Source organism: Halobacteriovorax sp. HLS (genome assembly GCF_004006665.1).
In the GTDB taxonomy this organism is placed as follows: Bacteria; Bdellovibrionota; Bacteriovoracia; order Bacteriovoracales; family Bacteriovoracaceae; genus Halobacteriovorax.
The window spans coordinates 54,796-69,052 of the sequence record NZ_QOCL01000003.1 but is presented as its reverse complement, the minus strand read 5'-3'; the positions used below and the strand labels follow the sequence as shown (position 1 = coordinate 69,052).

The 14,257-nt window shown below is 34.9% G+C and carries 14 protein-coding genes; 7 read left to right on the top strand and 7 right to left on the bottom strand.

The features are described 5' to 3' along the window. Positions 1 to 183: 183 nt before the first annotated feature. A complete protein-coding gene (locus DPQ89_RS05060; RefSeq protein ID WP_164848264.1) occupies positions 184 to 1,236 on the top strand; it encodes a lytic transglycosylase domain-containing protein in 1,053 nt (350 codons plus the stop codon). 9 nt (positions 1,237 to 1,245) lie between these two features. Next, positions 1,246 to 1,980 (top strand): PilZ domain-containing protein, encoded by a 735-nt coding sequence (locus tag DPQ89_RS05055; RefSeq protein ID WP_127715830.1) that lies wholly within the window; start codon positions 1,246 to 1,248, stop codon positions 1,978 to 1,980. On the opposite strand, the gene DPQ89_RS05050 is transcribed toward DPQ89_RS05055, so the two are convergent. Beyond that, entirely contained in the window at positions 1,958 to 4,258 is a 2,301-nt protein-coding gene (locus tag DPQ89_RS05050) for an RND family transporter (protein WP_127715829.1), read from the bottom strand. The genes DPQ89_RS05055 and DPQ89_RS05050 overlap by 23 nt on opposite strands. 77 nt (positions 4,259 to 4,335) lie before the next feature. On the opposite strand from DPQ89_RS05050, the gene DPQ89_RS05045 reads away from it, so the two are divergent. Next, positions 4,336 to 5,682, top strand: a complete 1,347-nt coding sequence (locus tag DPQ89_RS05045) for an MATE family efflux transporter (protein ID WP_127715828.1) — start codon at positions 4,336 to 4,338, stop codon at positions 5,680 to 5,682. Positions 5,683 to 5,761: 79 nt separating this feature from the next. After that, a complete protein-coding gene (locus tag DPQ89_RS05040) occupies positions 5,762 to 6,799 on the top strand; it encodes an endonuclease I family protein (RefSeq protein ID WP_127715827.1) in 1,038 nt (345 codons plus the stop codon). Between the two features lie 28 nt (positions 6,800 to 6,827). On the opposite strand, the gene DPQ89_RS05035 is transcribed toward DPQ89_RS05040, so the two are convergent. The 4 genes from DPQ89_RS05035 to DPQ89_RS05020 all read right to left on the bottom strand — a co-directional run bounded on the left by DPQ89_RS05035 (position 6,828) and on the right by DPQ89_RS05020 (position 10,754). After that, positions 6,828 to 7,544, bottom strand: coding sequence for an ABC transporter substrate-binding protein (locus tag DPQ89_RS05035; RefSeq protein ID WP_127715826.1), 717 nt, complete (start codon positions 7,542 to 7,544; stop codon positions 6,828 to 6,830). Between the two features lie 69 nt (positions 7,545 to 7,613). After that, positions 7,614 to 8,408, bottom strand: a complete 795-nt coding sequence (locus DPQ89_RS05030; RefSeq protein WP_127715825.1) for a thioredoxin domain-containing protein — start codon at positions 8,406 to 8,408, stop codon at positions 7,614 to 7,616. A 73-nt stretch (positions 8,409 to 8,481) separates the two neighbouring features. After that, positions 8,482 to 9,156 (bottom strand): response regulator transcription factor, encoded by a 675-nt coding sequence (locus tag DPQ89_RS05025; protein ID WP_127715824.1) that lies wholly within the window; start codon positions 9,154 to 9,156, stop codon positions 8,482 to 8,484. Beyond that, positions 9,153 to 10,754 carry an ATP-binding protein gene (locus DPQ89_RS05020; RefSeq protein WP_127715823.1) on the bottom strand — a complete coding sequence of 534 codons (1,602 nt, stop codon included), beginning with the start codon at positions 10,752 to 10,754 and terminating at the stop codon, positions 9,153 to 9,155. The genes DPQ89_RS05025 and DPQ89_RS05020 overlap by 4 nt, the downstream gene beginning before the upstream one ends. Positions 10,755 to 10,907: 153 nt before the next feature. Between DPQ89_RS05020 and DPQ89_RS05015 the strand changes: the two genes are divergently transcribed. Together DPQ89_RS05015 and DPQ89_RS05010 are read left to right on the top strand one after the other, a co-directional pair. Continuing rightward, a complete protein-coding gene (locus DPQ89_RS05015) occupies positions 10,908 to 11,678 on the top strand; it encodes a 3'-5' exonuclease (protein ID WP_127715822.1) in 771 nt (256 codons plus the stop codon). 1 nt (position 11,679) lies between these two features. Next, positions 11,680 to 12,141, top strand: coding sequence for a DUF309 domain-containing protein (locus DPQ89_RS05010; protein WP_127715821.1), 462 nt, complete (start codon positions 11,680 to 11,682; stop codon positions 12,139 to 12,141). On the opposite strand, the gene DPQ89_RS05005 is transcribed toward DPQ89_RS05010, so the two are convergent. Next, positions 12,138 to 12,575 carry a group II truncated hemoglobin gene (locus DPQ89_RS05005; protein WP_127715820.1) on the bottom strand — a complete coding sequence of 146 codons (438 nt, stop codon included), beginning with the start codon at positions 12,573 to 12,575 and terminating at the stop codon, positions 12,138 to 12,140. The two genes, DPQ89_RS05010 and DPQ89_RS05005, sit on opposite strands and share 4 nt — an antisense overlap. Positions 12,576 to 12,619: 44 nt before the next feature. Between DPQ89_RS05005 and DPQ89_RS05000 the strand changes: the two genes are divergently transcribed. Next, a complete protein-coding gene (locus DPQ89_RS05000; protein WP_127715819.1) occupies positions 12,620 to 13,723 on the top strand; it encodes a hypothetical protein in 1,104 nt (367 codons plus the stop codon). Here DPQ89_RS05000 and DPQ89_RS04995 read toward each other — a convergent pair. Further along, complete coding sequence (locus DPQ89_RS04995; protein ID WP_127715818.1) at positions 13,720 to 14,214, bottom strand: hypothetical protein; 495 nt, start codon at positions 14,212 to 14,214, stop codon at positions 13,720 to 13,722. The genes DPQ89_RS05000 and DPQ89_RS04995 overlap by 4 nt on opposite strands. Positions 14,215 to 14,257 lie beyond the last annotated feature (43 nt).

The window sequence follows — 14,257 nt, the reverse complement described above, 5'->3', positions numbered from 1 at the left end:
TTTTTTAGGCACAAAAAATATGAACGAACAATTTACGCCTCATTATTATGCCATAAATTGTGAGCTAAATGGTTGAAAATAACTAAATTTAACGTTTATAAACACCTGTCTAACAGCTGAGAGTATAATAACTATTCATTCAAAAAGCGGCACGTATGAGATTAGTTGAAAATGGAGAATCATTTGAGATTACTACTTATACTGCCATTTCTTGTTAATTGTGCTGGTCCATATACACCATTCGGCTCGGCCTATGCTCCTGCAAACTTATTTACTAAAGACAATACAACTCAATTCGCACCAGAGACCAACGAGATTAGTCCAGAATTAATTGGGGCTTCAATTAGCTATATTCCAAAATACCAGGCGCTTCACGCTTCAAAAGATTTTAAAATAATTATAAATGACATCAGAAAAATAAGCACAAACCCAAAAGTTACTTTCCTGTATAATGGACAAGATATATCAAAACTGATTGAGCAGGTTTCCACAAAAGTTATTTCTAAAAATAAAATTATTTATAAAATTGAAAATCTAACATTACCACCAAATGAAGATCATCACTTTGTAGTTCTCTATGGAAGAGATAATGATAATCAACTATTAGTTAAAAATTACCCTTATCCTAAATGCGATTACTCGAAAGAGACAAAACTTTCAAAAACGTCTATTCAAGAAAAGGCCAAAATAAAAAAAGCAATTGAGAGTATCACAAAGTCTTACAAGATTAACTCTGCACTAGTTGCTGGTCTTATAGCTCAAGAATCTAGTTTTAATCCAAAGGCCGTGAGTTGGGCCAAGGCGGTAGGTTTAACACAGGTGACTCCAGTGGCCGAGCAACAAATATTAACGGAAGATTCAGACTGGAGTATTTATCCTAATTGGGGAAGAATGCCAGCAAGCATTCTAAAGACATATATTCAAACAGGAAAAATTAACAAAGATAATGATTGGAAATTAAATCCAGAAACTTCAATTGAAGGTGGAATTAAGTACTTGAACTATCTTGAATACTTCTGGTCTCGTCCACAGAATAAAGAGGCCATTCCATTACATATGCGAAGTGGCGAACTATACACATCAATATTGTTAGCAAGCTATAACTCAGGACCGAGTAGAGTAAAGCGTAGATTACTTAGTCATGGAAAAGATTGGCTTAGGGCCCATGATTTGAATGAGGCCAAGAAATATATTGGAAACGTTAAAAGTTATTGTAGTCACTTTACAATTGAATAGGAGTCAGCTGTGAGGAAGAAACCATTTATTTTTAATTTTATAACACTCATCCTTCTAGCGAGTATCATTCTGGTTCCAGTGCAGATCATATTGCAAATGGGTGCCAGTGAAATAAATTGGCGTATTTTAATTAACCAGATAAGTCTATTCAATTGGATTATGATGAGTGCTGGACTCATCACTGCGATCTATTCATACTTTGCAGATAAGAGAGTGATCTTTTCATCTATAATTCTATTTGCGACAATTTTAATAAATAATTACTTAGTATATTCTTTTGCGACTAATATGCATAAGTCTCTTCCTATTCTCTCTTCGCTTCTATCTCTATTTATACTTTTTGCTATTTTCAAAAATAGAAATTTTAGATACACCGTTTTTAACCAAGAGAAGAGATGGTGGCTTATTCCAAAGAGACATAGAAAGACTTTACCAATTTGGATACAGATTGATGATGAAAAGTGCCTATTGGCACGAACTTATGATGTATCTAAGTCTGGGGCATTTGTCTCATCAATCAGCGGTATTCAAAGTTTTATTGAAAAAGGTATAAAAGTTGGCTCTAAGGTTCGTGTTCTAATTGGAGATAAAGACAATATAGAATTTCAATGCCTTGCAAGTGTAATAAGAAAGTCAAAGGCAGTTGGTGATTACCCTAGTGGGATTGGCCTACATTTTGATAAAGTTAAACTAAAGGAGAGATTTGCCCTTAATAAAATAATTACGACTCCGAGTATTCTTTAGTATTAATACTAAAGACAATAGCAGGGAGAACGATTAAGTCGCAGGCCAGAGCAATTGTTAAAACAAGAGCGCAGAGGATACCAAAATTAATATTTGGCATTAGGTTAGCGAACATGAAAAGCCCAAAACAAGACACTAGTATAAGAGTTGTCACTAATAAGGCCAAACCTGTTGACGTAAATACAGTAACCATAGATTCAAAGGTATTCATTCCCTTCTTTCTTAAAGTATTAAAGTGACTAAGAAAGTGAATTGTATCATCTACAGCAATACCTAGTGTTACACTTGCAACGATTGCACAACCAATATCAATAGGTTTATTCAAAATAGTTAAAGCACCTGCCCCAAAAATAACGGGAACAATATTAGGAATAATACTAAGAAGACCAAGCTTTATGTCTTTAAAAACAAGAATTAGTATCAAGGTTATTAAGACTAAGGCCATAGCAATAGAACTAAAGAATGTATAAACAACATAACTATTCATTCGATGAAATAAAACTGGCTTTCCTGTCGTTGAAATATTAAGGCCAAGCTCCTTAGCTTTTAACTCATAGGCTTCTACACCTTCAAGAGACCTTTTTGAGCTTTGTTTTGACCAAAGAACTGTCATTCTCATACGCCTTTGTTCTAGATCCATTCTATTATTCAAGTCTTCACCTACTGGCAAGGACATAGTATATAAGAATAACTCTTGCGCAATAATATCTCTCTTATCAGGAATCAAGTAGTGCTCACTTAAGCCTTGATTGAGAGACTGATTCATCTCTTTAATAATATTAATAACACTAATGACCTTATTTACATCATCCTGAGACTCAAGCCATGTTTGAAACTCATCAACCTTTTTTAAAAAAAGTGGATCCTTTATTCCATCTTTAATACCAGAATCTACAATTATTTCAGGACCACCAACTCCCCCATAAGCATTTAGGACGTATTGATTACTAATTGATATAGGATCATTTGAGACAAAATACTTGTACGGATTAGAATCAATTGTATTATTTACGGCTAACCAAGAAAATAGAATCGTTAAAGCTATAGATAAACTTATAACGAGCTTTCTATACTTTCGTATAAACCTCAGATAACTACGTACTTTCTGCTCAGGTAACATTTTCGCATTTAGATTTTCATGTGTTTTTTCATTATTAAATATCTTTAATAATGGAATAACCGTTAAATAGCTAAATAGCATCGCTTGAAAAGTTCCAATTCCCGCAAGAAGCCCTAGTTCTGCGACTGGTTTAATTTCACTTACAGTTAAAGAGAAAAAGCCAATCATTGTTGAGAGTGAAGTTAATATGACGGCCCAGAAATTCTTAGACAATGAGTAATAGCAAGAATGTAGCTTATCCCCTGTCTTGGAGAATTCATCATAGAAAGTTGCTAGTAAGTGGACAGAGTCAGCAATAGATATTGCAATAAGAACAGAAGGTAGAACAAAAGTTAAACTATTTATAGAAAGTCCCAAAAGTCCAATAAGGGCACAATTGGTGACCAGAGATAAGATAATGATAATCGTAGGAATGGCCACTCCAACAAAAGTACGGAAACAATAGATAAGATATAAAACAACGAGCAACATCAAAAGAGGGGCCATTGTTTCTAAATCACTAAAGGATACGGCTTGAAATCTATGACTTAGTGGCGGTTGTCCAAGAAGATGAAACTTCACCTTACCAATCGTTTCATATTTCTCAAGCATCTGTTCGACAGACTTTGTAATCAACTCATAGTCCGGAGCCTTATCTGGATTGTGCGCAATAAAACCAAAAATAGATGCACTCTTCCCATCTTTTGATATGAAGTAATTAGGTATTACCTTATGGGAAAGTGCCCTCTCTTTAGCAATCTTTAGGTATTCAGTGTCACCAAGGCGTTCAAAATCTAAGAACTCCTCAGTAATAATCTCATCTTCTTCGGCCCGACTCCAATAAAAGTTAACAAGAGACTGCACTCGAATGACCTCAGGAACCTTCCACATCTGCTCAGTTAAGTCATTAAGCAACTTAATTGATTTGGGGTTAAAGAAATCCTCATCTGTTTCAATGATTAGGTTTACGACCTCGTCATTACCAAAAGTTTTTTCAAAGTATTCAAGGGTTTTAATGTTTTGATCATTTGCCCGAAACCAGGCCTTTGCTGAGAAGTCTAACTTTATATCAGATAAAAAAGGAAGACTCATTAAAAAGAGAATGAGGGCAATACTTAAACACAAGTAATGTCTTGTTACAGCAAAGTTAACTATCTTGTGCTTTATCTTGTTTCCCATTTAAGTAATTTATATCCAGAAGCTAATAAAATCAAATATGCTGTAGATTTTTCTAAAGAAGTCCCTATTGATTGCTTATGCGCACATTCTCTGCAAAAATGCCAAATATGCTAAAAAAATACATCCAAACGATACGTGAACTATTCTTATTTTCAATACCATTAATAGCTGGCCAGTTAGGCCAAATGCTATTTGGTATCGGTGACATTGTGGTCGCGGGTAGATACTCAAATGACGTTGTTGCAGCACTAGGAATTGCAAATGGTCTTCTTGCACCTTTTCTCATGTTTGGACTTGGGGTTTGCTTTGCAATAGGACCTCTTGCGAGTAATTTTCGAGGAGAAAAAAGGGAAGAAACTCACCTTTTTGCCAATGCACACTATCTCATACTTATCGTTTCTGTTTTTATCATGATTTCGGTAACGATTCTGTACCAATTCTTAGAGGTATTTGAATTCACCTCCTCTTTAACGGCCTTAGTTAGGGACTATCTTTTCATATGTTCAATTAGTCTTGTTCCGGCTCTTCTTTTTCAAGTCTCAAAAGAGTATCTACAGGCATGGGATAAGACATTCTTTGCAAATGGATTAATTCTAGTATTCAACTTAGTAAATATTGTGATGAATTACATTCTTATTTTTGGAAAGTTTGGAGCTCCTGAACTTGGAATTAAAGGGGCTGCTTACGCAACTCTTATAACTAGAACTCTTCTGTTTATCGTTCTGTTCCTCTATACCAAAAAGAAGTTTAAAATTGAGTGGGACTGGCATCCAGAGCTATTCAAGCGTGCTGCCAAGCTTGGACTTCCAATAGGCTTTGGTACTCTTAGTGAAGTTCTTTTATTTTCCATCGTAACAGTTCTAGTTGGGAAAATGACTATCGTAGCATCTGCTTCACATAATATTGCCCTTAATTTAGCAAGCTTAACTTTTATGATTCCTCTTGCAATATCCAGCGCAGCTTCAGTAAAGGTCGGCATGGCCTTTGGCGCTAAGAGCAAGGAGTCTATTTTAAGATACTCTGCTTGTTCTGTATTAATGTCTGCAATTATCATGTGTTTCACTTGTTTAATGTATCTTCAGTTTCCACAATTTCTTGTACGTTTTGCAACTGATGATATTGAGCTCATAAAGTACAGTGCTTCACTACTTCTTTTTGTAGGTCTATTTCAAATCCCTGACGGTATTCAAGTTACCCTTTGGGGAGTTCTTAGAGGACTAGAGGAAACTAAATATCCGATGATTTTATCACTTATCTTAAATTGGTGCATTGGACTTCCTTTTGGCTACTGGCTGGCCACAGAAAAGAATATGGAGGCCGCAGGTCTTTGGGCCGGTCTCGCAACTGGACTGACCATAATGTCAGTGGGGCTCAGTTTTGTCTTTGTCTTGAAATATCAATCAGTTAAGCGAAAAATTGCATAGTATAACCCTTACATACCTTATGGACGAATTCCTTTTATCTAGTATAAGTTCAACTTAAATCTAGATAAAAGGACCTCTTATGAAGTATTCGATTCTCGCACTAGCAATATTGACACTAACATCTTGTGGTAAACACACTTTCGATACTCCTCAACCGAAAAGTGGAGACGGTTTTACTTCTCAACTTAATACAAAGAAAATTATCTTAATCTCCGCTCATGAAAATGCTGAAGATTATTATCCACAATCTTTTCACGATAGTTATTTAACTAAGATTGCAAACCAAGAAACTTTCAGTGACCAGGAAAGGAGCGATCTCAAATCAAAGCTAAACGAGCTACTTCGTAAAGATCATACTAGAGTCGCCGGAAAAAAAGATGAGTTAAAAAGGTGTGCAAAAGGTGCAGATCAATCTGAAACATGCTTTGCTCACTCGCTAGATACTTATAGAGACTACCAAATAGCAAGAACGTACCTATATGGAATGATTGATTTAAAAAGAAATGCTAACCTCGACTACTATCTAGATACTATCTATTGTCAGCAATCTTTTACAACTGCTGATTTGTCGAATCCGAGCTACCCTATCGCTCCGATGAAAAGACCAGACTACAACACTATAAATGCTGAACATGTTTGGCCAAGAAGTAAATTTGATGAAAGTAGTAAAGAGAGTGATTACTATAATTTCAAACTTTCTGATCTACACAATCTTTATCCTTCTTTTGTAAAAACGAATCAAGAAAGATGGAATTATGCTTTCAATGACTTCGAAGCTGGTGTGGATACACTTACGAATGACTTTTCACAATACTGCTCAACTTCAACAGCTAAGGCCTTTACTAAAGATGGTGTAAATTACTTTGAGGCCCCTGACGAAGTAAAGGGTGATATAGCTAGAGCAATGTTCTATATGGCGGCAAGACACTATTACTACAAAAAACCTGAAGCTATGAATATTGATAGTGTTCAAGAAGCGGCACTTAGAAGATGGCACAAACTAGACCCAGTATCAGAAGAAGAAAAGCTAAGAAATAACAAAGTTTTCGAAGTTCAACATAATAGAAATCCATTTGTTGATTACCCAGAGCTAGTTGATATTGTCTCAGATTTTTAGTCAAACTGGCCTTCTTAAGAAGGCCTTTTTATTTTAAGTAATCGTCGATACTATCCTGAAAATAGCCCTCGTGCTTAAGATCACTAATCGCTTTATTTATTTTTTTTAATAGATCTTCTCTTTTAGAATGTACTCGAATATGAATAGAGTCTTTCGAAAACTCTTTGGCTACGATAAGGTTACTTTTATTTCTCAAACTATATTCTTTAAATACATACTCATTAACGATAGCTGCATCAGCTCTATTGAGTTCAACAAACTGAAGAATACTATTCATATCATTTAGATAGGAAATCTTTTTAAATTTAGAGTCTCCCTTATAAGAAAATCCTCTCTTTAGTGCGAAGTGAATATTTGAAAGATTACTTAGTTCAATATGTTTATCCTTTCTAGTGACAATGACATCTCTAAGCTCCATAAAAGGCCGCGAGAATTTTTGAACTTCAATCTCTTTGGGAAATGTTCTCCAAGCAGGATTATCACAACAAGTTAAAAGAGATCCTCCCTCCCAAAATTTTTGCCTTAATCGAGACTTTGGTAATGGATATAATTTAAACTTTATATTTGCTCTAGAAAGAATCTTAGAAAAAAACTTATGATACAGGCCACCTTGATATTCACCTTTTTCAATAATAACTAATGGGGCAAGCGACTCAGCATAGAAAGGAACTTTCAAGGTCTCGGCCCCATAGGAGCTAAGACCAAGAAAGAAAAATAATAAAATGGCTTTAATTAAATTATTCATATCTTAATATTATCTCTTTTTAAGACAATTTCAAAATATTTTAAACTATTATTGAATAGCTTAAGGATATTAAATCTTTAACTTTCCTCTTTGCTGAAGCTCTTGGATTACTTGATCAAATTTCTCCAGTGGATATGCTCCTCTTATCGGAACTCCATTAATAATGAACCCTGGAGTCCCTTGCATTCCAAATTTTGCGGCCTCTTCCATATCGTCCTTAATTCTCTTTTCCAACTCAGAAGATTTGAGGTCTTTAGCTAGCTTAGACATATTTGCTCCAAGTTTCTTACTTAAAGACTTAAGAAACTTATCTCCATTTTTTAGCTGCCTTTGATTCTTGAATATTTCATCATGAAGTTTTACGGCCAACTTCTCATCTTGAATTCTTAAGGCCTCGTAGTATTTAGAAGCAATCATGGCATTAGGGTGAAAACTAAGAGGTAAATGCTTGTATACGAATTGTACCTTACCTTCATACTTCTTTAGAACTTGAGTTACCGTATTAAAACCTCTTGTACAAAATGGACATTCAAAATCACTATATTCAACTATAGTAATAGGCGCGCCTTTCTTTCCTCGAATAAGTTCATCTTTTCTTATTACCGGTTTTAAAGGGTTATTAAAGGCAGCTTCCAGTTGCTTTTGCTCTTCTAAGTTTCTTCTTTGTGCAAGTTCGGCCTGCCCTTTCTTGGCAGCATTTTGAAAGGCCGTAATAAACTTCTCAGGATTCTGTTCAATTAATTTAGTGATAATTTCAGGTTTATCATTTAACGTTCTAACTAAATTATCTTCAAAAGATTGATTAGAACTACATGAGGCCAGTAATGCCCCTGTCAGGGCCAAAAGTAAGTGTTTTGATTTCATATAATCTCCCGTGCTAGGTTTCTATTAAAGCACGAGAGTGAAAATTTCTGGTCGTCTTAATGTCAGTTTTGTGTCAACTTTGAGAGTGCTTAAACCTATAACCAATCCCTCTAACTGTCTCAATTAACTCATCACTTAACTTTTGTCTAATTTGAAGAACATGAGTATCAACAGTTCTAGTTGATGGATAATTTTCATACCCCCAAACCTTATTAAGAATCTCTTCTCTTGGGAATGCACGATTTGGACTCTCAGCAAGTAAAGTAAGAAAGTCAAATTCCATTTTTGTGAACTCTACTTCTTTACCATGCCACTTGATAACTCTTTGCCCTTTATCGATAGAGAGATCCCCTCTAACAATAACTTCATTTAATTCAACGACTTCACTAGGAGAATAATCTCTTAATTGAACTCTAATTCTTGCAACAAGCTCTCTAGGTTCAAAAGGTTTAGTCATATAATCATTTGCACCGGCCTCTAGTCCGATAACTTTATCAATCAAATCAGTTCTAGCAGTCAACATGATAACTGGTATTGAAATTCCGTCATTTCGTAATTCTTTTAAGAAGTCTACCCCTTGTCCATCAGGAAGCATCCAATCTAGAATAACGATCTCTTCTTCACCTGTTTTACTTCTCGCCTCTTCAAGAGATTGGGCCCATTTTACTTCATGGCCTTCATCTACAAGGTAACTATTTAGTGAAGATCCTAAACTGTCATCATCCTCTACTAATAATATTTTGCTCATAATTCACTATCTCCTCGAGTTACTTTAATTTTCTTTAAAATAAATTTGAAGGTCGTAGGGTTTTTAGAAAATTGAATTTCACTGCCCATTTCTTTGACAACCTGTTTTACAATATTAAGCCCAAGCCCTGTTCCTGAGCTCTTATTTCCTTTCGCAAACTCTTCAGACATGACACCCCAAGAATCAAATTGAACTTCCCCTTGATCAATAATTGAAAATTCAATGCTGTCTTTAATCTGCACGACCTTAAAAACAACTGGAGGCTTTCCGTGAAAGAAAGCATTATTTAATAAATTCTTTAAAAGAATTGAAACCCAGTATGAATCTAGCACAAATTCAAAATCCTCTTCAGGAAGTTCTAAAACTATATCGTCACCATGTAAGTCGATAAAAGGTAGCGCAATATCATATAAGAAATCGTTCATAGAACTAATCTTTTCAGGGTTCATATGAATGAGTTTCTTCCCTTTATTTGCCTTTAGATAATGTCGAGAAGTTTCAGTTAAGCGCTGCAACCTATAAACTTCTCCAGAAATACGTAAAAAAGTGTCCTGAACCTCAGGGTCCATCTTATCAAATCTCTTATTTAGTTTTTCAACTAACAGAAGCATACTAGTAATAGGTGTTCTAAATTCGTGTCCAAGAATTCTGAGAGCTAATCTTCTCTTTTCATCTTCATGCTTTTGATTCTTAATTCTAATTATCAGTAATCTAACGACGATGATACAGATGAATACAAGACCAAATAAAAAGATAACAGTCCCTTTATTTGCAATTGTTAAAATATGACCGACTCTATATTCCCAGCAAAGCTGACCATCTTTATAGAAACAATTTCTTCCAAATCTATAGTTATGTAAGAAATAAGGAGAATCTTTAAGGAAGCCTTCTAAATCTTCTCTTGCATAGAATCGATACTCTAGGATTGAAAAGAAAGATGGATACTTAATACGCGCAAGCAAATAGTCTTCTGTTAAGATAGTTCCTTGACCCGTTGAGATACGACGAAGTGTATCCGAATCCAGTTGCCCTAAAAAAGAAAACTTAGATCCTAAATCACCAATTGATTCATCAACAGAAGAGAGCTCTGTTATGTGAAAGAATTGTAAATGCTCAAGGGCCCAGCCTCTCGTTTTATTATAGTTCTTGTTTAAAAGAAATGCTAAATAGGCATAACTCTTTCCACTAGGATGAACATAAGGTGCATTTTTAAAAAACTGAGCTGGAAGCGAATCTAACTTTCCACATCTATACTCTTCCCAAATCCAAACCTTCTCAAAATTAACTCTGTTGATAAGAGTATTTAAACCTTTAAAACAATCATCACTTGAATAGTACTGAACACTCTTATCTGATCCAGGTTCAGGTAAAGTGTATATAGGATCAATAAGTTGAAACTGCTCTGGAGAATAGTACAGAGAATTAAAGTTAACTATTGTTTTAGGCGCAACTGACTTTTGAAAGCTAAGTTTAAGTTTCGTTATGTCTAAAATATCATCTGCCGTAGAAGTATAAGTTCCTTTCAAAAGTAAAGAAACGTAGCCTGTAGCAAATGCCATAGAAATAGCTGTAAAAATAAGTATTAAATACAGTTTCATGTATTCTTAGCACCTTTCGTGATTTCATGAACTTAAGTCATAACTCTATCATTTTTTACCTAAAATTCATCATCTTTTTTAAAAGATAATTGAAAAGAAACAATAAAGCCTATATAAGTTTAACTCACTGTAATTACAATTAAAAGGAACTCTATGCTAATTTTAGGTATCGATTTAGAAGGAATGAATGAAAACCTCGTTGAAAACGGAGTTAATTTAGCAGTAGATCGCGTTACTGAAATTGGAGCTGTCCTATGGGATACAAAGTATAATCAACCAATAAAAATTTATTCTGAACTAATCAATGAATCAGATCGGCTATCAATCTCAGAAGAGATCGAAGAGTTGACTGGCCTTAATGATGAGATCTTAAATAATTATGGACTAACAGGTGACGAAATAAGAATGGCCTTAGAAAGGCTTTCAATTTTCATGAAAAAGGCCGACTTCATCATGGCCCACAATGGACCTAATTACGATATCCCAATGCTAAGAGCTATGTTTGAGAGATATCGAGTACCATTTCCTGAAATGACTTGGATAGATTCTAAAACAGATATTGAATTCCCAAAAAGAATAATTGCAAACTCACTTTCAGCTCTTGAACATGCACATGGATTTATTAATCCTTTTCCTCACAGGGCCGTTACTGATGTTCTAGCGATGTTTAAAGTTGCAGCTAACTATGACTTTGATAGAATTGCGGCACTGGCCTCTTCACCGAAGGTTAAAATCATAGCAGAGCTGACTGCTCCAAACTGGAAGAATCAAAGAGATGTTGACGACTTTAATAAAGTGAAAAGTAAAGTTTCAAGAGCAAAGTTTTCATGGAACCCTGGCAACAAGACTTGGACAAAGATTGTACATAGAATTCTAATTGAAGAAGGCAAGCTCAATTATGATTTCGACTGGCACTTAGACTAGAATGCGATACTGCCCAGTCAGAGAACTTCCAGCTTACGCTTTTCGACCTGGGCAACACACCCATCCAAATAAGGAGGGTGGTCACTCCTTTGGAAATTCCGAAGTCCACTCAAGTGCACTCTCTATTGAAAATCCTGACTTTCTCTATGCCATCGATTTATTTAATCATGATTACTACTGGGAAGCACATGTCTACCTTGAGGCCATTTGGAACTTTCATAAAAGAGTGGGCCCTGAAGCAATTTTCTGCAAGGCCCTAATTAAGATTTGCGCTGCTGCATTAAAAGAAGAAATATCTGCTGATGATGAAAGCGCTAGGGGCCACTTTGAAAGAGCTATAGAGCTAGTTAATCAACTTGATGAATCTCCAATTAAAAACTTTAGTAAAGTTAAGATTTTAGACTTAATAAAGAAAAGACAGAACGCAACTAAAGAAGTGATCAAATTAGAAACAATCTCTTAATCTGAATTACGCATATGTTCAGCAAATTGGGAAAAACTCTTATAAAGATAATCATCTAATTCTGCTTGATAACTCATATCATCCATGGCCTTTCTCATACATAATAACCATTGATCACGCTCTAGAGGTGTTATTTTAAATGGAAAGTGTCTGCGTCTCATTTTTGGATGACCATATTTTTCAATATAAAGAGAAGGACCACCAAGCCAACCAGAAAGAAACATAAATAATTTTTTATTTGCTGAATCTAAACTTTGCCCATGAAGAGCTCTGCACTCGGCCGCTTCTTCTAACTCGTCCATATAAAAATAAAATTGGTCAACCAGCTTTTTTAGACCCTTTTCCTCTCCGATTAACAAGTACGGTGTAATGTCTTCAGGACTCAACTTCTTAGGGAGAATTTTAGATAATATCGCTTTAACTTTTGTTAACATAGATCATAACTACCATAAGGGTATTTATTTCGCTATAATTTGTTATGCAATTTTTAATAATCATCACAATTATCTCATTTTTTCTCTTCCTATTTTTAAAGAGAAGAAAAGCAAATTTACAAAGAGTACAGAAGCAGAGTTATGAAAAATTGCTACCTGAAAACTCAACCCATGAATTCCTAAGCTTCGACCAAGATGAAGTTTTAAGTAACGTCAAACATAATGCTAAAACTGTCTATTTCGTACATGGTACATTTGTAGGAAGTGACCCAATCGACCTTATCTCTTTACTAGAAAATGCTTTTCCAAATCTAAGTTCAACTATTATTCCAAAAATTAGGCAGCAAACTAAAAGTGGCCAAGACTTCTTAATAAGAGATTTTGGAAATTTTCACAAGCAAACAATAGAAAAAGTAAAAGGACACTTTAACGAGTCCACTAAATTTATTAATTATACATGGTCTTCAAGTAACCATCATTATGCTCGTGTAAAAGGGGCCCTTGAATTATTATTAGATATTCTTAGAAATTGTGACAAAGACAGTAAAGTTTTGCTCTATGGTCATTCCCATGCGGGGCAGCTTTTTTCACTCATAACGCTTATTCTTAATGATGAATTAATTCGTAAACAAATCATTACGGCAATGGAACTAGAGCAAGATCAAAGAAGAGTTTTATTTGAAGCTATCTCTTTAGCAAAGCATTTGAAGTTTGATTTTGTAACACTAGGTACTCCCATCAGATATCCTTGGAAACTATCTAAAAATATGAATTTACTACATGTGATTAACCATAGGGGTCCTATTGCACAGGGAGGAACTGTATCTAGTTCAATGACAACGAAAAATGGTGACTATATTCAGCAGTGGGCGGTTGAAGGAAGTGATATATTAAGTCCTGTGAGTAAAGAGAGAAAGATCAATAGTGAGTTAGACTTGATACTTGATATGGGACCTAGTATTGAAACCCTAAGAAGAAATATTAAATTTAGAAAGCGTCTTCATGATAATGGACATCATCTTCTAGTCGACTTCAAAGATGACTCCAAACTTCCGAATGCTCTTCTAACTCTCTTTGGCCACGCTTCCTATACTAAAGAAGCAAAGTTTAAATGGATTGTAGAGAAGTCTATTCATTATTTTAACTAGTCATTTGCTTGTAGAAGATCAGCTTCTACTTCAATTGGACCACATTTAAAACAAGCTCCACCATCAATAACACCAAATACAACGTCTCCTTCTTCTAGGTAAATAAACTCATCAATCTCGTCATCAAAGTTTTCTGAAACACAATCATCATATAAATTTAAAAGTTCTCCAGATAGAATAAACTGATTACCAACACTGCTTGCATCATCAACAGAGTTTCCGCGATAACAAAACTTTCTCTCACCTAGTACTAATGAATACCATCCCTGGCCAGCGTCTCCAGACACAACGTCAATCTCTTCAGGTATCTCATAAAATCTTCCATATTCCACGAGGGCCTGGAAATTATTAAATGAGTCTGGAGAATAAGTTCTTGAAGACTGAATCTTCATATCACCTTCATAAACGACATCAGACTCTGTTTCATTTGAAAAAGTATTAAAACCAAATGCGGCTACAGAAAGTAGTAAGGCCAATTGAATAAATTTCATAAACTCTCCCTTTTTGTGAGAACTTCGATCTAGAAGATCTCTT